The sequence below is a fragment of the Pseudomonas sp. B15(2017) genome, assembly GCF_002113215.1.
Lineage (GTDB): Bacteria > Pseudomonadota > Gammaproteobacteria > Pseudomonadales > Pseudomonadaceae > Aquipseudomonas.
The window spans coordinates 342,790-364,123 of the sequence record NZ_NEJZ01000002.1; the positions used below are offsets into that span (position 1 = coordinate 342,790).

The 21,334-nt window shown below is 60.5% G+C and carries 16 protein-coding genes; 6 read left to right on the top strand and 10 right to left on the bottom strand.

Annotation, left to right across the window (positions count from 1 at the left end):
* The first annotated feature begins 165 nt into the window (after positions 1–165).
* Positions 166–1,479, top strand: coding sequence for a HAMP domain-containing sensor histidine kinase (locus CAF73_RS04325; protein WP_085702040.1), 1,314 nt, complete (start codon positions 166–168; stop codon positions 1,477–1,479).
* Here the strand turns inward: CAF73_RS04325 and CAF73_RS04330 are convergent.
* From CAF73_RS04330 to CAF73_RS04355, 5 genes are all read right to left on the bottom strand, one after another.
* Entirely contained in the window at positions 1,437–1,988 is a 552-nt protein-coding gene (locus CAF73_RS04330) for a membrane integrity-associated transporter subunit PqiC (protein WP_085702041.1), read from the bottom strand. The genes CAF73_RS04325 and CAF73_RS04330 overlap by 43 nt on opposite strands.
* 16 nt (positions 1,989–2,004) lie before the next feature.
* Positions 2,005–3,660: an intermembrane transport protein PqiB gene (locus tag CAF73_RS04335; RefSeq protein ID WP_085702042.1), complete on the bottom strand. Its 1,656-nt coding sequence runs from the start codon at positions 3,658–3,660 to the stop codon at positions 2,005–2,007.
* A 99-nt stretch (positions 3,661–3,759) separates the two neighbouring features.
* On the bottom strand, positions 3,760–5,061 hold the full coding sequence (locus tag CAF73_RS04340) for an FAD-binding oxidoreductase (protein ID WP_085702043.1): 1,302 nt from the start codon (positions 5,059–5,061) through the stop codon (positions 3,760–3,762).
* Entirely contained in the window at positions 5,058–6,146 is a 1,089-nt protein-coding gene (locus CAF73_RS04345) for a polyamine ABC transporter substrate-binding protein (protein ID WP_085702044.1), read from the bottom strand. The genes CAF73_RS04340 and CAF73_RS04345 overlap by 4 nt, the downstream gene beginning before the upstream one ends.
* Positions 6,147–6,322: 176 nt before the next feature.
* Positions 6,323–7,681 carry a glutamine synthetase family protein gene (locus tag CAF73_RS04355; RefSeq protein ID WP_085696443.1) on the bottom strand — a complete coding sequence of 453 codons (1,359 nt, stop codon included), beginning with the start codon at positions 7,679–7,681 and terminating at the stop codon, positions 6,323–6,325.
* Between the two features lie 162 nt (positions 7,682–7,843).
* Between CAF73_RS04355 and CAF73_RS04360 the strand changes: the two genes are divergently transcribed.
* Positions 7,844–8,752, top strand: coding sequence for a helix-turn-helix domain-containing protein (locus tag CAF73_RS04360; protein WP_085702045.1), 909 nt, complete (start codon positions 7,844–7,846; stop codon positions 8,750–8,752).
* A 10-nt stretch (positions 8,753–8,762) separates the two neighbouring features.
* On the opposite strand, the gene CAF73_RS04365 is transcribed toward CAF73_RS04360, so the two are convergent.
* From CAF73_RS04365 to CAF73_RS04380, 4 genes are all read right to left on the bottom strand, one after another.
* Positions 8,763–9,209, bottom strand: coding sequence for a TspO/MBR family protein (locus CAF73_RS04365; protein WP_085702192.1), 447 nt, complete (start codon positions 9,207–9,209; stop codon positions 8,763–8,765).
* Positions 9,210–9,267: 58 nt separating this feature from the next.
* Positions 9,268–11,442 (bottom strand): hybrid sensor histidine kinase/response regulator, encoded by a 2,175-nt coding sequence (locus CAF73_RS04370; protein ID WP_085696103.1) that lies wholly within the window; start codon positions 11,440–11,442, stop codon positions 9,268–9,270.
* A gap of 161 nt (positions 11,443–11,603) precedes the next feature.
* A complete protein-coding gene (locus CAF73_RS04375) occupies positions 11,604–13,142 on the bottom strand; it encodes a cryptochrome/photolyase family protein (RefSeq protein ID WP_085702046.1) in 1,539 nt (512 codons plus the stop codon).
* 25 nt (positions 13,143–13,167) lie between these two features.
* The gene (locus CAF73_RS04380) at positions 13,168–13,710 is read right to left on the bottom strand and encodes a DUF3833 domain-containing protein (RefSeq protein ID WP_085696105.1); all 543 of its coding nucleotides are present in this window, start codon (positions 13,708–13,710) and stop codon (positions 13,168–13,170) included.
* A gap of 445 nt (positions 13,711–14,155) precedes the next feature.
* On the opposite strand from CAF73_RS04380, the gene CAF73_RS04385 reads away from it, so the two are divergent.
* From CAF73_RS04385 to CAF73_RS04395, 3 genes are all read left to right on the top strand, one after another.
* Positions 14,156–15,703, top strand: a complete 1,548-nt coding sequence (locus CAF73_RS04385; RefSeq protein ID WP_085702047.1) for a class I adenylate-forming enzyme family protein — start codon at positions 14,156–14,158, stop codon at positions 15,701–15,703.
* 14 nt (positions 15,704–15,717) lie between these two features.
* Positions 15,718–16,881: an acyl-CoA dehydrogenase family protein gene (locus CAF73_RS04390; protein WP_085702048.1), complete on the top strand. Its 1,164-nt coding sequence runs from the start codon at positions 15,718–15,720 to the stop codon at positions 16,879–16,881.
* Positions 16,882–16,990: 109 nt separating this feature from the next.
* Entirely contained in the window at positions 16,991–18,247 is a 1,257-nt protein-coding gene (locus CAF73_RS04395; protein ID WP_085702193.1) for an MFS transporter, read from the top strand.
* A 34-nt stretch (positions 18,248–18,281) separates the two neighbouring features.
* On the opposite strand, the gene CAF73_RS04400 is transcribed toward CAF73_RS04395, so the two are convergent.
* Complete coding sequence (locus CAF73_RS04400) at positions 18,282–19,238, bottom strand: LysR family transcriptional regulator (RefSeq protein ID WP_085702049.1); 957 nt, start codon at positions 19,236–19,238, stop codon at positions 18,282–18,284.
* Positions 19,239–19,454: 216 nt separating this feature from the next.
* Here CAF73_RS04400 and CAF73_RS04405 point away from each other — a divergent pair, with 216 nt between their 5' ends.
* Positions 19,455–21,308, top strand: coding sequence for a DUF1302 domain-containing protein (locus CAF73_RS04405; RefSeq protein WP_085702050.1), 1,854 nt, complete (start codon positions 19,455–19,457; stop codon positions 21,306–21,308).
* Positions 21,309–21,334 lie beyond the last annotated feature (26 nt).

Sequence of the window (21,334 nt, forward strand, 5' to 3'; positions counted from 1 at the left end):
TTAATCAAGTTTCTGATAACCAGACTCAAATACGCTTTTTTTACCGGGCTGGCTTAACAACTGTTGCTGTTTGAGGTGAAGCTGAATCTGTTCGGTCACATCTACTGAGTACACACCTGATGTTGACCGCTGAGTCTGACAACAGAGGTGGAGTCCTCCAGCCGAATGGATTTCAAGCAAAGCCTGACGAAACGGATCGTCATCGTATTCGCCTCGATGAGTGCGCTGGTGGCCGGCGTATTTGCGCTGGGAATCGTTGCCACCGTGCATGTGGTGGAACACAAGTTGACCGCCACGACCTTGATGGGCGGTCTGCATCGTTTGCTGGCTATGGATGACATCAGTCGCTGGAGCCATCGACCGGAAAAGAGCGAGCTGTTTTTCTTCGAAGGCGGGCCGGGTGCGATGGCGCTGGTTCCGTCACTGGCGTCTCTGTCACCGGGGTTTCAGGAGGTCATGTTCGAGGGTGACGGTTTTTTCGCCATGGTCGAGATGGTGGGTGGACGCAAATACGTGCTGTTGCGTGATCAGGAGAGTCTCGAGCAGCGTGAGCGTCTGTTGTTCATTGTGGTCGCGGTGGGATTCATTCTGAGCATTCTGCTTGCGATTGTGCTGGGCCGATTGCTGGCACGGCGCGTGATGGCCCCGGTCATTCGGCTGGCACGCCAGGTTCGTCACCGCGACCAGCTGCTGGTGCTGGCGCCGCCCCTGCATCCGGACTACGCGGCGGACGAGGTCGGGGAACTGGCGCTCTCGTTCGATCAGACACTGGGCCGGCTGCGCGAAACGCTGAGCCGTGAAAAGCTCTTTACCAGCGACGTGAGCCATGAGCTTCGCACACCGTTGATGGTGCTCGGCGGCGCCTGCGAATTACTGCTCGCCAATCCGTCGCTCGATGCGCGTTCGGCCGCGCAGGTCAACCGTATCGCCCGGGCCAGCCATGAAATGTGTCAGCTGGTGGACACCTTCCTCATGCTCGCCCGCTCGCAGGAGGATACCGGTGGTGACATTTGCGTCACGCTTGAGGAGGTAGCGCGGGTCCAAAGTGAAATCTGGGGTCGGCTGATCCGCGAAAAAGGGCTCGATTTTTTCTGCGACATCAACCCGGCCGGCGCGGCTCGCTACAACCAGACCTTCTTGCAGTCAGTAATGGGCAACCTGCTGCGAAATGCCTGGCATTACACCGATCAGGGTTTTGTCAGGCTGAGCGTCGGGGAAAACGGTTTTGTGGTCGAAGACAGCGGCATCGGTATTCCGGAGGAGCAGCGACAAGCGATGTTTCAGCCGTTCGTGCGCGGTGACGAGCGTCGAGGAGAGGGGCTAGGACTGGGATTGTCACTGGTGCAGCGGATCTGCAACCGGGAGCACTGGCAAGTCCGGCTCACCACGCGCGAGCCCCACGGTTGTCGTTTTGCCGTCTCGCTGAGCCCGGTTCCTCAAGAGGACGGTGGACAGCCGCGCGTAGTGCCCGCTGCCTGACTGATCAGCGCAGCCAGACGCTTGACGTTGTTCTGCTGGGCCACCACCAGATCGTCGATGGTCGGTCCGGACGGGGTTTGCAGCAGCGAACGGCAGGCGAGCAGGGCATCGTCCCCGGCGTTGGCCTGGCGCAGGCGCCATTTGACGTCGATCAGCCCGTATTGCCCGGGAATCGAATCGAAGCGTTGCACATCGATGCGCACGGACGTTTTGCGCGCGCCGCCGGCATTGCTCAGTTGATCCACCAGCGCGCTGCGCAATTCATCACTGAGGCTCGCGCCCCACCATTCGGTCTCAAGAATCGCCAGGCCGCTGTTGCCCTGGCGGATCACGATTTGCGGCCGGTCGACCTGCGGCGGCACGCTGATGCTTTCGATGGCGATCTCCGAATCAGCGCGGCCGGCCACCGGTTGCGTCGGCGTCAGTGTATGAAAGCTGATCGGGGCGCTGCTGCACGCGCCGAGCAACAAGCTGATCGAGAGCACGGTGAACTTCAGCTTCAAAGCCATGGGACAGCTCCTGTGCTCAGTTGCGCGGCGGCCCTTTGAGGTCCAGTGGCGCGGCGTTGTCGGGACGGCCGCGAATCAACGATTCCGGATGACGGCCCAGATAATCGGACAGCTCACGCAGCGAACGGGACATGCGCCCGAGCTCGTCGAGGGTCTGGCTCAGTTGTTCGCGTTGCGGTGAATCTTCGGCCAGGGTCGAACTGGCCGATTGCAAGGTCTTGCTCACGTCGGCGAGGGTGTTCTGCACGCCGGGCAGGGTCTTGGCGTTGAACTGGGCCAGGCCTTTGCGCAATTCCACGAGGTTGCTGTCGAGGTTGCCGGCAATCCGTTCCACCGGCAGCTTGTTGAGTTTGTCGACCATCGCTTCGAGTTTTTCCTGCAACTGTTCGAGGCTGCCGGGGACGGTCGGAACGCTGACCGGGCGGGCAGTGGGGTCAAACGCGACTTTTTCGGCTTTGGGGAAGAAGTCCAGGGCAATGTACAACTGGCCGGTCAGCAGGTTGCCGCTACGGGCCTGGGCGCGCAGACCGTTGTCGATGAAGGTGCCGATCAGGCGCACGGCCGCCGCTTCGTCGTCCGGATTGTGCTCGAGTGCCTTGAGCATCTTGATATGAGCCTGGCCGAGGCGTGCGGGGTAGATCACGATGCCGACGTTGAGCGGGAAGCTGCGTTTTTTCGCGTCGAAATCGAGGTTGACGCTGACCACCCGGCCGATCTCGATGCCGAGAAATTCCACCGGCGCATCGACTTTCAGCCCGCGCAGCGCCTGGTCGAAACGCAAACTCAGGTACTGCGCCTTGCCGTTGGGCGGGGCGAGGGCGGTTTGCTGATCGTCGAACAGGTCATAGGTTTTTTCTTCGGCGGCAGCGACATCGTTGGGGCTGTACTCCGGCGCGCGGAAGGCGATGCCGCCGACCAGCAAGGTCGACAACGATTCGGTTTTCACCGCAAAGCCGTTGGCGCCGACGTTGACGTCAATGCCGCTGGCGTTCCAGAACCGGGTGTTTTCGGTGACAAAAGCATCGTTTGGCGCGTGGATGAACACCTCGATGTTCACCCCTTTGCCATCGGCGTCCAGTGCGTAGGCCACCACCTGACCGACTGGAATCTTGCGGTAATAGACCGGCGAGCCGATGTCCAGCGAGCCGAGGTCCGAGGCGTGCAGGTTGAAGCGCTTGCCTGGTTCGCCGTAGGTGATCGGCGGCGGGTTTTCCAGGCCTTTGAAGTGTTTTGCGCGCGAGTTGGACTGACCGATGTCGGCGCCGATGTAGTCACCGGACAGCAACGTGTCGATGCCCGAGACACCGCCCGCACCGATGCGCGGGCGCACCACCCAGAACTGTGAGTCTGCGCGGGTAAAGGTTTCGGCCTGCTTGGCCAGTTTGATCGTGGCGTTGACGTGTTTCTGGTCGTTGCTCAGCTCGACATCCGTGACCTGGCCGATCACCACGTTGCGGTATTTGACCTCGGTCTTGTTGGCGGTCAGGCCGCTGCCGGTCTTGAAAGTGACGATGATGCTGGGGCCTTCCTGCATCAGGTTGTGCACTACCAGCGAAATGCCCACCAGCACCGCGATGATCGGCACGATCCACACCAGCGAAATGCTGAAACGGCGGGTCTTGACCGACGCCTGGCCGGGCGCTCGCGGTTGATCGGCGGCTGACGACTCCATCCATGACCTCCAGAGTGTATCGGGCACTGAGCGTCAGGAACGCCAAAGCACTTCATCAATATAGAAGTGCTTCGCGATAGAGCAAATGTGCAGGACGCCTTATCCCAACAACTCTCGCAGGCGATACCAGAACATGCCCAGTGCCAACAATGGCGAGCGCAGCGCCGGACCGCCGGGGAAGGTCATGTGCGGTACGTGGCTGAACACGTCCATGCCCTGACTGTGACCGGCGTGGATCGCCTCACCCAACAGCTTGGCGCACCAGTGGGTGACGTTCAGACCGTGGCCGGAATAGCCCTGGGCGTAGAACACGTTCGGCTGTTGCTTGAGTCGACCGACCTGCGGGAAACGGTTGGCGGTGATGCCGATCTTGCCGCCCCACTGGTAGTCGATGCGTACGTCCGCCAGTTGCGGGAAGACCTTGAGCATCTTCGGGCGCATGTAGGCGGCGATGTCCGCCGGGTCCCGTCCCGAATAATGGCAGGCGCCGCCGAACAGCAAGCGGCGGTCCGCCGAGAGCCGGTAGTAGTCGAGGCCGACTTTCTGGTCGCACAGCGCCAGGTTCTGCGGAATCAGTTCGGCGGCGCGCGCCGCCGACAGCGGTTCGGTGGCGATGATGTAGCTGCCGGCGGGCAGCACCTTGCCACTGAGTTGCTGTTCGAGTTCGTCCAGGTGCGCGTTGCAGCCGAGCACCAGGCTGCCAGCGCGCACGGTGCCGCTCTGAGTGCGAACCTGAACGGTCGAGCCGTGGACGATTTTCAGCACCGGGCTCTGCTCGAAAATCCGCACCCCGAGGGTGGCTGCCAGCCGCGCTTCGCCCTGCACCAGATCCAATGGGTGCAAGTGGCCCGAGCCCATGTCGATCAGGCCGCCCTTGTAGGCACCCGCGTTCACCACTTGCTGACGAATCAGCTCACGGGCAACCAGCCGCGTTTCATGGCGATAACCCAGCTGCGCGAGACTGTCCTGCTCGGCCTTGAAGGCGTCGAACTGCGCCGGCGTGTTGGCCAGCTCACAGAAGCCCCAGCGCAGGTCGCACTCGATGGCGTTGTCGGTGATGCGCTGGCGCACCAGCTCCACCGAGTCGATCCCGGCCCGGTGCAGGTAACGCACGCCTTCGCTGCCGACATGCCGTGAGAAACCTTCGACGTCATGACCGATCCCGCGAATCAATTGCCCGCCATTGCGCCCGCTGGCGCCCCAGCCGATGCGCCGGGCTTCGAGCAGGATCACCGAGAGCCCGCGCTGCGCCAGTTCAATGGCCGTGTTGACGCCGGTGAAACCGCCGCCGATCACGCAGACATCGGCGATCAGGTCATCCGCCAGTTCCGGATAGGGTGTGCTGGCACGGGCCGACGCGGCGTAATAGGAGAGGGCGTGTTCCTGGGTGTACTGATTCATTTGTTCGACTTCACTTTGCTCCAGGACCGGGTCATCAGACGCATGATCGACTGAGGCGGGGTAGAGGAGATATAGAGCTTGTCGAGGACTTCCTGGGACGGATAGACCTCGGCATTGTTGACCAGCTCGGCATCCATGTATTGCTTGGCCGCGGGGTTCGGGTTGGCGTAGCCGACCGAGGCGCTGACCTTGGCGATCACTTGCGGGTCGAGCAGGTAATTGATGAAGGCGTGGGCTTCCTTGGTGTTGCCGGCATCGGCAGGAATCGCCAGCAGGTCGAACCACAGGTTCGCGCCTTCCTTGGGAATCGAGTAAGCGATGTTCACGCCGTTCTTGGCTTCCTTGGCGCGGTTGGCGGCCTGGAACACGTCGCCGGAGTAACCGAAGGCCACGCAGATGTCGCCGTTGGCCAGGTCGGACACGTATTTCGAGGAATGGAAATAGGTGATGTACGGCCGGATGCTCAACAGTTTCTCTTCAGCCTTCTTGTAGTCTTCGGGTTTTTCGCTGCGCGGGTCCATGCCCATGTAGTTGAGGATGGCCGGGAACACTTCATCGGCCGAGTCCATCATCGACACGCCGCACTGGGTGAGTTTCTTCAGGTTCTCCGGTTCGAACAGCACGGCCCAGGAATCGATGTGATCGATGCCCAGCACTTGCTTGACCTTGTCGACGTTGTAGCCGATGCCGTTGGTGCCCCACAGGTATGGCACCGAGTGCTCGTTGCCCGGATCGTTTTTCTCAAGCAGGGCCAGCAGTTTCGGGTCGAGGTTTTTCCAGTTCGGCAGCTGCGAGCGATCCAGTTTGAGGAATGCACCGGCCTTGACTTGACGGGCGAGGAAGTGGTTTGACGGCACCACCACGTCATACCCGGTACGGCCGGCGAGCAGTTTGCCTTCAAGGGTTTCATTGGAGTCGAAGACGTCGTAGATCACCTTGATTCCGCTGGTGGACTGGAAGTCGGCGAGGGTGGTTTCGCCGATGTAATCGGTCCAGTTGTAGACGCTGACCTGGGGTTGGGCGATGGCACCGGCACTGCACGCCAGGGCCAGAGCGGCGGGGATCAAGGATTTCAACAGACGCATATCGACACCTCTTCGAATTATTGGATTTTTCAGGCGACTCTTGCTGATCGTTCCCACGCTCTGCGTGGGAATGCCTCAATGGACGCTCCGCGTCCGCTCTTGGGACGCAGAGCGTCCCGGGCTGCATTCCCACGCAGAGCGTGGGAACGATCGTGGGTTGGTTTTTGTTGTTTTAATCAGACGCTCAGCAACAGGAACTCCCGCTCCCAGGAACTGATCACGCGCTTGAAGTTTTCATGCTCGGCGCGTTTCACCGCGACGTAGCCGCGTACGAATTTGCTGCCCAGGTATTGCGCGACGGTGTCGCACTCTTCCATTTGGGTCAGGGCTTCTTCGATGGTGATCGGCAGGCGCAGGTTGCGGCGCTCGTAAGCCCGGCCTTCGACGGCAGCGCTCGGCTCGACGCCTTCGACCATGCCGATGTAACCGCACAGCAGGCTCGCCGCGATCGCCAGGTACGGGTTGGCGTCAGCACCCGGCAAACGGTTTTCAACCCGCATCGCCTCAGGCCCGGAGGTCGGCACACGCAGGCCGACGGTGCGGTTTTCTTCGCCCCACTCGACGTTGACCGGCGCCGAAGTGTCCGGCAGGAAGCGGCGGAACGAGTTCACGTTCGGCGCGAACATCGGCAGCACCTTCGGGATGTATTTCTGCAGGCCGCCGATGTGGTGGCGGAACAGGTCGCTCATGCTGCCGTCGGCATTGGCGAAAATCGGTTGGCCGCTGGCGATCTCGACCACGCTCTGATGCAGGTGCATGGCGCTGCCGGGCTCGTCGCCGATCGGCTTGGCCATGAAGGTTGCGGTCACGTTGTGCTTGAGCGCGGCTTCACGCAAGGTGCGCTTGAACACGGTGATCTGGTCGGCCAGATCCAGCGCATCGCCGTGACGAAAGTTGATTTCCATCTGCGCCGGGCCGTCTTCGTGGATCAGCGTGTCCAGGTCCAGGCCTTGCAGTTCGCACCAGTCGTAAACGTCTTCGAACAGTGGATCGAATTCGTTGGCGGCATCGATGGAGAACGACTGACGACCACTCTCGGCACGACCGGAACGGCCCAGCGGTGCCTTCAACGGCAAGTCCGGGTCTTCGCAGCGCTGGGTCAGGTAGAACTCCATTTCCGGCGCCACGATCGGCTTCCAGCCTTTGTCGGTGTACAGCTGCAGGACTTTCTTGAGCACGTTGCGCGGCGACAGTTCGATCGGGTTGCCGAACTTGTCGAAGGTGTCGTGGATGACGATGGCGGTCGGCTCGATGGCCCACGGAATCACGTACACCGCGTCGCTCACCGGCTTGCAGACCATGTCGATGTCGGCCGGATCGAGCAGATCGTAGTAGACGTCGTCGTCGACAAAATCCCCGGTTACCGTTTGCAGCAGCACACTTTCCGGCAGGCGCATGCCTCGCTCATGCAGGAACTTGTTGGTCGGTGCGATCTTGCCGCGGGCGATGCCGGTCAGGTCGCTGACCACGCATTCCACTTCGGTAATCTTGTGATCTTTCAGCCATGTGAACAGCTGATCGAAAGGGGCATTCATAAAGACCTCGTCGTTGGTTTTGTTGACGCGGGGGAAAAGCGATTTCATCTTTCGCAGGCTTCCCCTGTGGCGCGTTGACGACTATCTTGGGCGGGCCTTGACGTTCCATCTATCCACTTTCAGCAGTACCAAAGCGCACCAAAAGAGTGCGCAAGGTCTCCCATGACGACGTGTAATCCGCTACAGGTTCAAGCTTTCAACACCGCCGATGTCACCGAACAGATCCGCGCCACGCCGGGTTGGGTTCAGCATTACCAGCAGATGTCGCCGGGGCATTTCGCCGGGCAGATCCGTTATCTGGACTTGCAGGGTGTGGAGGTCTACGAAGAACAGATGAACACCCGGGTCGAGCAGAATTTCAGCGCGCCGGAAGGCTCGCTGGCGTTCTGTTTCGATCGCAGCGACAACGCGCTTTATCTGCTCAATGAAGAGAGCCGCAACATCTGGATCACTCCGGAGAACTACCAGGAGATCGCCGTGGTGTTCGGCCCGCAATTCGTCCAGCGCAATGGGTTGGACATGGCCAGGCTGGAAGGTCTGTTCATGGCGCCGCTCAATGGCGCGCAGAACGGATTGTTCAGTCGCTGGTTAAGCTCGACACTCACGAAGTTGTCGCAAACCCTTGATCAACCAAGCAAAGAAGCGCTGACCCAGCAGTTGCTGGAGGACTGCCTGTTCATCCTCGACAACGCGAGCGTGTGCCTGGACGGCGGTGGTTTGCAGCGTCGCGCCGAAGAACGAATCACCCTCAAGCGCGTGGGCGAGTGGGCGGCAGATTCACCGGAGCAAACCCTGAATCTGCTGGAACTGTCGCGGGTCGCCGGAGTTTCCCTGCGCCAGCTGCAGCAGACGTTCAAGGCGTACACGGGGATGTCGCCGAGCCATTGGCTGCGTTTGCGCAGGCTCAACAGTGCTCGGCGAGAATTGCTCAAACGTTCGCCGGCAGATACGACAGTGGCCGAGGTTGCGATGAACTGGTCGTTCTGGCATTTGGGCCGCTTTTCAAGCAGTTACCGGGCGATGTTCAAGGAGTTACCGAGCGAGACCTTGAAGCGCTCGTCGTCTTTGTGACGGGCGCACACTAATTCACCCGGTTATTGCGCATGATCGAGAAGTTCAGCGCCGCGGCGACACACAGCCAGGCCAGATAAGGGAACAGGATCAACCCGGTGATGACATCCAGGCGCAAGGCCAGCACCACCATCACGGCGACGACCAGCCACAACAGTACGAGAATGATCATCGCGGCAACGATCCGCTGGGCACCGAAAAACACCGGTGTCCACAGCGTGTTCAGGGCAATCTGCGCCGCCCACAACGCCAACACCATTTCGCTGCCGGGAATCAGGGTCAAGCGATAGCCAACCCAGGCCAGCAGCAGATAGATCGTCGTCCATGCCACCGGAAACACCCAGTTGGGCGGGGTGAACTTCGGTTTGTCGAGCTGCGCGTACCATTGGCCTGGTTTGAAAACCATGCCGGTGGTTGCGGCCGCGCCGCAGGCGATCAGGAAAATCAGGAAAGTCACCATTTCATACTCCTTGGCCGCAGCCCGTCTGCCTGGTTTGTTCCGCCGCAGCGGTCGTTCATTCGGATCTTGAGCACATCAGTTCACTGACCCGCGCCACCAGCGTGTCGATCGCGAAGGGCTTGGTCAGCACCTGCATGCCGGGGCCCAGTTGACCGGCGCCGATCACTGCGTTCTCCGCGTAACCGGTAATGAAGAGGGTCGTCAGGTTCGGCCGGATCTCTCTGCCGGCGTCAGCCAGTTGTCGGCCGTTCATGCCACCCGGCAGGCCGACGTCGGTGATCAGCAAGTCGATATGCACGTTCGATTGCAACACCTTCAGGCCTGCAACGCTGTCGCTTGCCTCAAGCAGGTTGTAGCCGAGATCGCCAAGCACTTCGGTCAGCAAGGCGCGCACCGTGGGTTCATCGTCCACCACCAGAATGGTCTCGCTGGCCTTGGGAACTACAGCCGGTGCGATGTGCTTGTCATCGAGACTGTGCACGGGGTCGCCGCAGTGACGCGGCAAGTAGATGCACATCGTGGTGCCCCGGTCGACCTGCGAGTGCACGCGCACCTGGCCGCCGGATTGCTTGGCGAAACCGTAGATCATCGACAGCCCGAGCCCCGTGCCCTGGCCCAGCGGCTTGGTGGTAAAGAACGGGTCGAAGGCCTTGGCGACCACATCCGCCGACATGCCGATGCCGGTATCGGTGACGCACAGACACACGTATTCACCTTCGGGAATATCCAGCGCGGCGGCGGTCTCGGCATCCATGGTGCGATTGGCCGTTTCAATGGTAATGCGTCCGCCATCGGGCATCGCATCGCGGGCGTTGATGCACAGGTTGAGCAGCGCGTTTTCCAGTTGACTGGCATCCACCAGCGTCGGCCAGAGCTCCGGCGAGCCAATGGTTTCCAGAAAAATGCTCGGGCCCACGGTGCGCTGGATCAGTTCGGTCATGCCGGTCATCAGCATGTTGACGTCGGTAGGGCGCGGATCGAGGGTCTGGCGTCTGGAGAACGCCAGCAGGCGGTGGGTGAGGGCAGCAGCACGCTTGACCGCGCCCTGAGCGGTGACCATGTATTTGTCGACTTCGCTATACCGGCCCTGACTGATCCGCGTCCCCATCAATTCCAGCGCGCCAGAAACGCCGGCCAGCAAATTATTGAAGTCATGAGCCAGGCCCCCCGTCAGTTGGCCGACCGCCTCCATCTTCTGCGACTGACGCAGTTTTTCTTCCGCTTGCATCAACTCGGCGGTGCGCGATGACACCCGTTGTTCCAGTGTGTCGTTGAGCGCACGCAAGGCGGCGATAGCCCCGTCGCGCTCCGCCTCAACGGTGCGGCGTTCCTCGACGTCGATCAGGACGCCGGGGAAGCGTAGTGGTTTGTTGTCATCGGCACACTCAACGCGGCCGTTGGCTTCGATCCACTGGTATCTGCCGTCGGCGCGGCGCACGCGGTACTGATGGGAATAGGCGCCGCCGCGACCAATGGCTTCGTCGATCGCCGTGGTCAGCGCATCCCGATCGTCGGGGTGCACGCTGGTGATCACTTGTTCGAGGCTGAGGCCCTCGCGCCCCAGACTCGGGTCGAGGTTGAACACCTGGGCGAAGCCTTCGTCGACGGCAAAACGATCAGTCAGCAGGTCCCAATGCCAGGTGCCGATAATGGCACCGGCAGCGAGGGCCAGTTGCACGCGTTCGACGTTCTCCCGGGCGATCGCTTCACTGGCGCGCAAGCGCTCCTCGGCATCGCGTCGCTCGGTGACGTCGTTGAACAGGATCGCGATCTGCCGGTCGGCCGGATCGCCGACCCGCACGGCGCGCACATCGAACCAGCGTTCAAAGGTATTGGCGTAATTTTCGAAGTTCGCCGGTTCCCCGGTCTTGGCCACATGGCCGTAGGTTTCGAACCAGAAGCGTTCCAGATTGGGCGCGAATTCGGTAACCCATTTGCCGCGCAGGTTGACCCCGCACTGGCGCTCGAACGCCGGATTGGCCTCGACGAAGTAGTAGTCGACGGGATCGTCGTTGGCGTCGAATTTGACTTTGACGATGGCAAATGCCGATTCGATGGTTTCCAGAATGGTGCTGAAGCGTTCCTCACTGCGGGCGAGCGCAGCTCTACTGGCCTGCAGTTGGGCCGCCACATTTTGCTCAGTGTCGACTTCACTGCTCAGCAGCGCGGCGCGTAATCGCTTTACCTCGGACTCAAGTGCTTCGCGAGTAAGGTGTTTGAGGGTATCCATCTCACCTGCTTTGTTAGGTTTTTCAGGGGCCGGTTTCATGGGGCGGACAGGCCGGACTGGGACAGTGGTCATCGCAAAACGGTCAGGCTTGATTGCTGTTCATTCGTTGACAGGTGGCGCCGTCGTTAAGTTTCACCGATGGTTTCGGGCGAACACCGAGTTCAGATCGACTCCCCCTTGTCCAGGCGGGCCAACAGCTTCTCGCCGCGTTGCCACAGTGCCTCTTGCCTGGCCTGCGGCATGCGATCGAGGTTCTTGTACATCATGCTCATGCGCTGATTGCCCCGCAGCAGCTCACCGTGGCGCATCAGGAAATGCCAGTACAGCGAATTGAACGGGCAGGCATTGTCCGCCGTGCTTTCGCTGACCTTGTACGTGCAATCGCGGCAGTAATCCGACATGCGATTGATGTACTGGCCGCTGGCGCAATAGGGTTTGGAACCGAGATAACCGCCATCGGCGTGCATGACCATGCCCAGTGTGTTGGGCAGCTCGACCCAGTCGAAGGCATCCATGTAGATCGCCAGATACCATTCGCAGATCTGGCTCGGTGCGATACCGGCGAGCAGGGCGAAATTGCCGGTGACCATCAGCCGCTGAATGTGATGCGCGTAGGCGTGCTGCAAGCTTTGCCCGATGGCGTGGCGCATGCAGTTCATCTGCGTATCGCCGGTCCAGTAGAACTCGGGCAGTGGCCGGGTGTTGCCGAACGAGTTGCCCAGCGCGTAATCGGGCATTTTCAGCCAATACACGCCTCGCACATATTCACGCCAGCCGATCAGTTGCCGAATGAAGCCTTCGGCGGCGTTGAGCGCAACGCTGCCGGACCAGTATGCCGACTCCACGTCGCTGCACAGCTGCCGCAAGTCCAGCAGGCCGATATTGAGTGCTGCGCTGATGCGCGCATGAAACAGGAACGGCTCATCACTGGCCATGGCGTCCTGGTAATCGCCAAACCCGGCCAGACCGTAATCGAGAAAGTACGCCCACAGTGCCTGCGCATCGGCATGGGTGACGGGATAGTTGAAGTCATCGAGCGCGCCGTAGTGCTGGCTGAAACGCGCCTTGACCAGTGCCAGTACTTCGCTGGTGATGGCGTCGTTATGGAAGCGCGCGGGGTAGGGGGCTTTCACGCCTTTGGGCAGGGCCTTGCGATTCTCGGCATCGAAATTCCACGCGCCGCCCACTGGCGAACCGTCGCCATTGAGCAGCAAGCGGCTCTTGCGACGCATCTCCCGGTAGAAGAACTCCATGCGCAGCTGTTTCTTGCCCTCGGCCCATGCAGCGAACTCTTCGCGACTACACAGAAAACGCGTATCGGCGTGCCAGTGAATCGGCAAGCCGCATTCCTTCATCGAGTGCTCCAGCCGCCAGTCGCCGCACTCGGTGACGTGCACTTCTTCGGCCTGCAACAGCGCTTGCCAGCGCTGTAACTCACCCGGCACCAAACCGCGGTTATCTGGGTCATCCAGGGTGACATATTCAACACGTACACCCTGGTCTCGCAGCGCCTTGGCGAAGTGGCGCATGGCGATGAAGATCAGGGCAATCTTCTGTGGATGGTGGGGCACATGGCTGGCTTCTTCCATGACTTCGACCAGCAACACCGTATCGCGCTCGGCATCGAGTGCCTGTAATGAAGCCAGGTCGAAGGACAACTGGTCGCCCAGTACCAGGCACAGACGGCGGGTTGCGTTCATTCAACTGAGCTCTGCGTTGTACGGATCATGGGCTTGCTTCTGTGCCCTGACGACGGAAGAACAAAGTCACCTGACCGACTTCCACGCCAAACTTGGACATGCTGGTGCGGTTGATCAACGTGTCCTCATCCATCAGGTACATCCAGTCGTCCATGCTCATTTCATAGGTCGAATCGTCGACCGGCAGGTTCAGGCGATAACGCCAGTGCAGGGCGTTCCCGGCAATCTGGCCCCGGGCAACGCCGACCACATCGCCGGCGCGACCGCTCCAGCGTCCCTGGCCCTCGGGTGTCAATGTCCATACGCGCTGCTGGCGAGTACCGTCGCTGTACAGGAAGCGCTCGTCGAGAATCAGGTTGTCGCCTTCGCGACGGCTGACGATCGTGACTTCGAAACGCTTGGTCACTTCGCCGCTGCGCTTCTGGAACATTCCCCAGGCCTTGACGGGCTGGCTGAAAAAACGATGCAGATCCAGGGCTGGCTGTTGATCGGCATAACGGTTGACATCCACGCCGGTGCAGCTTGCGATGCTGAGCATCAGTGTCAGTAACAGCAGTAATCGAGACATTGCCTTACTTCCTGATTGCAGAGGTACCGGGGGAAGTATTCGCCCCGCTTTCTTGTACGCCATGCATCGCACGTACAGGGTTGTGGCCATCAAATTTCGCTTTCTCGCGGCAGGAGGGCCCGTAAAAATAGGTTGGCAGCAAAAAATGTTGTACGCATAAGATCATTTTGTATAGGTATTAAACAAGATAGGCGGAAAAACACCACCTGACAATGAAGCGGCAATTTTTCGTGTGTATCCGAAGCCACACACCACGATGTGAAGGCTTGGTTGAGTAGCGGGGGACGGGACGAATAGTGATCGTGACGCTCGTGAAGTCTTGCTCAACGGATCCATCGTGCTCCAGTCAAAAACGTTATAGCCCCCATCCGTAACTGTTATTACCGCCGTTGGGTTTGCGCTGTTTAGCATCGATCGGGTTTTTACTGTCGACGAGAACAACAACGTGAACCTCGGAAAAATAATTAGTCGAAGTGCCAAGTACTGGCCGCAGCATATGGCGGTCATTGATCACCGAAGCCGGCTTACATTTGCTCAGCTTGAGCGACGCACCAATCAGCTTGCTTCCAGCCTGCTGGAGCAGGGCATCCGCACCGGTGAGCATGTCGGCATTCTTGCGCCCAACCGAGTCGAGCTGGTGGAGGCCGAGGTGGCGTTCTACAAGGCTGGGCTGGTCAAGGTCCCGATCAACGCAAGGCTGTCGCTGGATGAAGTCGTTCAGATCCTCAACGACTCCTGCAGCGTGGCGCTGATCACCACGGCGGCATTCGCCGAAGCGCTGATCGCCCGACGTACCGAAGTGCCTGCACTGCGCTTGATCGTATCGCTGGACGAAGGTGGCGCCGACATCGATTATCCGACCTTGCTCAGCCAAGGCTGTGACAAGCCTGTCAGCTGTGATCTGCCTGACGACACCCTCGCCGTTTTGCATTACACCTCTGGCAGTTCCGGCGTGCTCAAGGCTGCCATGCTCAGCGTCGGCAACCGCAAGGCGCTGATCCGCAAGAGTATCGCCAGCCCCACGCGACGAGCAGTGCCGGGCGATGTCATGGCTCACGTCGGCCCGATCACCCATGCCAGCGGCATGCAGTTGATGCCGTTGCTGGCTGTCGGTGCCTGCAACCTGCTGCTGGAGCGTTACGACGATCGGCAGTTGCTGGAAAGCATTCAGCGCGAACGGGTAACGCGCCTGTTTCTGGTCCCTGCGATGATCAATCGGCTGGTGAATCTCCCAGACGTGTCACGGTATGACCTGAGCAGTCTGCGCCTGCTCATGTATGGTGCCGCGCCCATGGCACCGTCGTTGGTAAAGCGCGCTATAGAGGTGTTCGGGCCGATTCTGGCGCAGGGTTATGGCGCGGGTGAAACCTGCTCGCTGGTGACCGTGCTGACCGAACAGGATCACTTGTGCGAGGACGGTGACTACCGGCGTCTGGGCTCGTGCGGGCGTTGTTATTTCGAGACAGACCTGCGGGTGGTCAATGATGAATTCGACGATGTAAAGCCCGGTGAGATTGGCGAAATTGTCGTCAAGGGGCCTGACATCATGCAGGGCTACTGGCGGGCGCCACAGCTGACCGCGGAGGTGATGCGCGACGGTTACTACCTCACTGGCGACCTGGCAAAGGTGGACGACGAGGGTTATGTATTCATCGTCGACCGCAAAAAGGAAATGATCATTTCCGGCGGCTTCAACGTCTACCCGACCGAGGTCGAACAGGTGCTTTACACCTTGCCGCAGGTCTTTGAGGCGGCGGTGGTCGGCGTCCCCGACGAGCAGTGGGGCGAAGCGGTGCACGCCGTCATCGTACTCAAGCCCGGCGCCGAGATCAGCGCAACCGAAATCATCGAGCATTGCGCCCGGATCCTGGCCGGCTTCAAGAAACCGCGCGGCGTGGACTTCGTCAGCGAGTTGCCGAAAAACCCCAACGGCAAGGTGGTCCGCCGCCTGATCCGCGATGCCTATTGGCAAAACAGCGAACGCCGCATCTGACCGAGGACATCATCATGTATCAACCAAGTGAAAAGGCGCGCGGCATTATCGAAGGCATCGAGGGCTTTGTACGCGAAGAAATCCGCCCGCTTGAACAGCGTGAAGGCCTCAGTTGGGCCGAACCGCATCCCCGCCAGGTATTGCAGCAGGTCTGGCAGCGTTCGTGCGAATTGGGTTACTACAACATCATGCTGCCCGAAACCATCGGCGGCGCGGGGCTGAGCGTCGCCGATCTGTGTGCGGTGAAGGAGGCGACGGTGCTGACCGGTTCGATGCTGGCGCCACACATTCTGGGCGAACTGTCCGGTCCGCCGCGCATTGGTCATCTGTTCAAAGTCGCAAGTCCCGTGCAGGTCGAAACGATCCTGCAGCCCATCTGCAAAGCGCAGAAAGCCGTGTGCTTCGCCCTCACTGAAAGCGAGGCCGGTTCTGATGCGGCGGCCATTCAGACCCGTGCGCGGCTGGAGGGTGACCATTACGTTCTCAACGGCGGCAAACGCTTCATTTCAGGCGCACCTTACGCCGACATTGCCGTGCTATTGGCGGTCACCGGACCGGGCACGGGAGCACAAAACATTTCGGCTTTTTTTGTCGACCTGAAAGCACCCGGCGTACGCATCGAAAGCGACTATTCGGTGATGTCCGGCGGCGGTGCGCATGGGGATATTTTTCTCGATGAAGTTCGCGTACCGGTGACCCATCGCATCGGCGAAGAGGGGCAGGGCTTCAAATTGGCGATGGGCCGCATTACCCTCAACCGCCTGCTCCATTGCCCGACGTTGCTGGGGCTGGCCGGTCTGGCGCTGAACCTGTCGATCGACTACGCGCGAACCCGCAAGCAGTTCGGTCAGCCGATCGCGATGTTCCAGTCGATCAATCACATGATCGCCGACATGGCCACCGAACTGCACGCTGCCCGAAGCATGGTGTACGCCACTGCGGCAGTAAATGACAGCGGTGGCGACATTCGTACCCAGGCACCGATGTGCAAGCTGTTCGTCTCGGAGACCGCGTTCCGGATCGCTGACCGTGCGGTGCAGATCCACGGCGGTGCCGGTCTGTTGCGCGGGCATCCCGTGGAGTGGATTTTCCGTGCGACGCGGATGATGCGCATCCTGACCGGAACCAGTGAAATCCAGCGCAACACCATCGCCAAAGGCGTGCTGATGCCCGCTTAGGGTCGCTTGCTGTACGTCCGGCCTTGCGGGCCGGACGCTCCGATAAAAACAATAACGAGAGATGACCATGACTCACACTGACAAACCTGCGCGTCCGGGCACGGCCTGGATGATTGCGGTACTGCTGGCGGTTTTGATGCTGGTGAACTTCCTCGACAAAGTGGTCATTGGCCTGGTCGCGGTACCGATGTCCAAGGAGCTGGGCCTGACCCCCACCGAATTCGGTCTGGTGGGCGGCGCCTTGCACTGGTTTTTTGCCATATCCGCTGTGATCGGGGGATTTGTCGCCAACCGCCGCCCCACGCGCACATTGTTGCTGGGCATGGGGGCGTTCTGGGCGGTGATCCAGTTACCGATGCTGTTCGTCAGTTCGCTGTGGGCCATCATTGCCTGCCGGGTGTTGCTCGGCATTGGCGAAGGCCCGGCGTCGCCAGTTGCGACCCATGCGCTGTACAAATGGTTTCCCAATGACCGTCGCAATCTGCCGGTTGCGCTGCTGCACACGGGCAGTGCGCTGGGGCTGCTGGTCGCCGGTGCGATGATCCCGTGGATCAGCGTGCATTACGGCTGGCGCATGAACTTCATCGTGCTCGCGGTGATCGGTGCAGTGTGGTGTGTGTTGTGGTGGTTGCTTGGCAGCGAAGGCACCCTCGACAGGATTCGCACCGGGCAATTGAGACTGGACGAAGGGAGAGTCGCTTATCGGCGGCTGCTGCTCGACAGCACGGTACTGAGCAACTACCTCTGTCATTTCGCCGCCAACTGGTCGCTGGCACTGACCCTGACATGGGTGCCGAGCTACCTGCAGACCGGTTTGGGCATTGACCCGATCATGACGGGGCGGGTGTTTGTACTGTTCGTGGTGGTGACGACACCGTTGAGTCTGTTTCTGGCCTGGTTATCGCAACGGTTCATGCGTGCGGGCATCACGACCCGCTGGTCGCGGGGCGCATTCGTTGCCATTTGCCTGGTTGTCAGCGGCCTGCTGTCCGCCGCGCTCATGCTTGAGGGACTGAGCAACGTGGAGCGGATCGTCTGTCTGACGTTCAGCGGGGGGCTGGCCCTGGTGATGTATTCGGTCGGCCCGGCGATGCTCGCCGAGTTCACGCCGGGCAGCCAGCGTGCAGGCGTCCTCGCGATTGGCAACGGCATTGCGTCGCTGGCCGGTCTGTCGGCTCCGGTGGTCACCGGATTGTTGGTGCAGGGTGCTGGCGCCGAGCATCCGGCGGGTTACGCCGAAGGGTTTCTGGTATGCGGGGCGGTGCTGGTGGTTGCCGGGCTGGCAGGCTTGTTGTGGATGAATCCGCAGAAGACTCGCCAGCGCTTGCTTCAGGTCGACGCTGTCGGGCGGCCGGCAGTGATTTGAGCAAACGGCGCCGTCCGACTGCGCCGTGACAGCTTCAGGCTTCGCCGACAAAACTCAGCGGTGGCTCGATAGTGCGTTCGATCAGGCTGCCTTTCCAGCGGCCTTCGATGACAGCGTCTACAAGCAGGCTGCGCACCAGGTCGCGCATGCAGGTGGCGGCGAACGACAGTGGCTTGTGCTGCGAATGGGCGAGGGACACGGTGCGCGTGATGCGCGGCTCGACGATCAGTCGCGCTGAGATCGGTTCAAGCAGATCCGTCAATGGCGGCCAGTTGCTGATGGTCGCTGCCAGTCCCGCGCGCACCAGACTGCTGATGCCCGGCGCCGACTGTTGTTCGTAGCTGGAATCGAGTGTCACGCCGGCTTCCATTGCGGCCTGTTCGATACGCCGGCGCAGATGCAGTGCACGCGGCGGCATCACCAGGCGCGTCGCGGCCGCTTCGGCGAGGCTGATCGGTGAGTGATTGGCTTCTTGCGCGGTGGCACCGACCCAGAAAAGGTCCTCGGTAAACACCGGTTCGGCGATGACGTGTTCCAGCTCCTCGGCATTGGGCACCACACCAAAATCGACCTTGCCCAACTCGATCGCCTGGCCGCCTTCACGGCTCAGGCCGTCCCACACCGTCAATTTGATCCCCGGAAATTTGTTCTGCGCCTGGGTGATGATCGCTGGCAGCAGCAGTGCCGACGCCGTCGCCGGAATGGAGATCGACACGTGCCCCATGGGATTGCCACGGCTTGATTTGAGCTCATCCTTCACCGAGTCGACTTGCTGAATCACCGAACGCGCCACCTCATACAACTGCCGGCCGGCGTCGGTCAATTCGATGCCGTCATGCAGGCGCGACAGCAATTGCATATCCAGTTCGCTCTCCAGCAAGCCGATCTGTCGACTCAACGCCGGTTGGGCAATGAAGGCGCGTCGCGCGGCGCTGGAGAAGCTTCCAGCCTCGACAATCGCGATGAGGTAACGCAGCTGTTTCAACGTCATGGGGACAATCTCTGGTATGCCGAAGTGTTATGGCAACTATCTGAAGACGCTATTTGTTCAGGTCGGGGCGCCTACTTAGTATCCATAGAGACATAACAAGAGGCCCAGATCAACCCGCAACAATCCGCTTGCCTGCTGAGTCAGCAGCCGCTGTCCCCGCTACAAGACATCCCCGGAAATCTCACTCTCGATAAACACAATAAGAGGTAAAGAGTGATGCAATTGCATATTCGCGGTCTCGCTCGACCGTCGTTTTTTTTATTGTCTTGCTGTTGTGTTTCCAGTCCTGCCGTCGCCCTGCAATTTCAATGGAACGATCTCGAAGCCCAGTTCGATTCGGCGCTGAGCCTGGGCACGAGTATTTCCACGGCTAACCCTGATCCGGCGTTGCACAACAGCGCCAACAGCGACGATGGCAAACTCAACTTCGCCTCCGGCGATGTGTTCTCGGCGGTGTTCAAGGGTACCCATGACCTTGAGCTGAAGCGTGACAACATTGGCGTGTTTTTACGCGGCACATATTGGTACGACACCGCGCTGCGCGATCGTGACCAGCGCTTCAAGAAGGTCGCCGACAACAACCGCAAGCGATCGGCGAAAACCGCGGGCACTCAGTTGCTCGATGCTTTTGGCTACTACCTCTACGACATCGACGGCCAGCCGGGCTCGGTGCGCCTGGGCAAGCAAGTGGTGAACTGGGGCGAAAGCACCTTCATTCAGGGCGGGCTCAACGTCATCAACCCGTTCAACCTGTCCGCGCTGCGCCGTCCGGGTTCCGAAGTCAAGGATGCGCTGGTGCCGGTCAACCTGTTCTATGTCACGCAAAACCTGACCGAGGCACTGTCGTTCGACGCTTTCTATCAACTTGATTGGGAGCAGACTCAACTCGACAACTGCGCGACGTTTTTCTCCAACAACGATTTTCTGCCTGACGGCTGCGATGGCCTTGATGTCGGCGCCAAATTGCTGGGTAACCCTGCCGCCGTGGCCGGGTTGACGCCGTTGGGGGTCAACCTGACGGAAGAGGGCGTGCGCATTCCCCGCGCAGCAGACGATGACGCACGCAACGGCGGGCAATGGGGATTGTCGCTGCGCTGGTACGTCAGCGCTTTGGACACCGAATTCGGCGCCTACGCGGCCAACTATCACAGCCGCACGCCTTACATGGGCACCGTCAGCAGCCCGTATTTCAACAACACCGCGTTCGCTCCACAGTTGTGTGCCAACCTGGGTATTGGCGCTGCCGGGTGCGGGGCATTTGTGGCCTCGGCCGCAGGCCAGTCGCTGACTGGCGCACTGCGTCTGGGGACTTCGCAATATCAGGTCCAGTACCCGGAAGACATTCGCCTGTATGGGCTTTCGTTCGCGACCACCCTGCGTACTGGCACGGCGCTGCAGGGCGAACTGAGCTATCGGCCGAACATGCCGATGCAACTCAATGGCACGGACATTATTCAGTCACTGCTCAATATCGACGGTCGCTCGCCATTGCTGGGCGAAGGTTTGAGAACCGACCGCGACAGTGCGCTGTTCGATGGCTACCGGCGCAAGGAAATGACCCAGGCACAAATCACCGCCCTGCATTCGTTCGGTCAAATGATGGGGGCCAGTCAGCTGCTGCTGGTGGGCGAAATCGGCGCCACGTATGTCGGCGGTCTGGAGGGGCGCGGCGGCCCCCGGTATGGACGCTCGGGCACATTCAACAGCGGAGAACTGGCCGATCCTCGCGTTTGTCAGGCCATCTCGAAAACGCCGCAGCACTGCAACAACGAAGGGTTTCTCACGCCGTTTTCCTGGGGCTACCGCGTGCGCGCAACGTGGACCTATCCCAATGTTCTGGCCGGTTTCGATTTTCGCCCGAACCTGTCCTGGGCTCATGACGTGCACGGCACAGGGCCGGTGGAGGGCTCGGCATTCAGTGAGGGCTCGAAAGCCATCAGCGTCGGTCTGGACGCGACGCTCGCCAGTACCTACAGCGTAAGTCTCGCTTACACCGATTACATCGATGGCGATTACGGCACGCGCGGCGACCGCGATTTTCTCTCACTGAGCTTGGGCGTCACTTTCTGAAGGGCACGACGATGAAGACCACATGC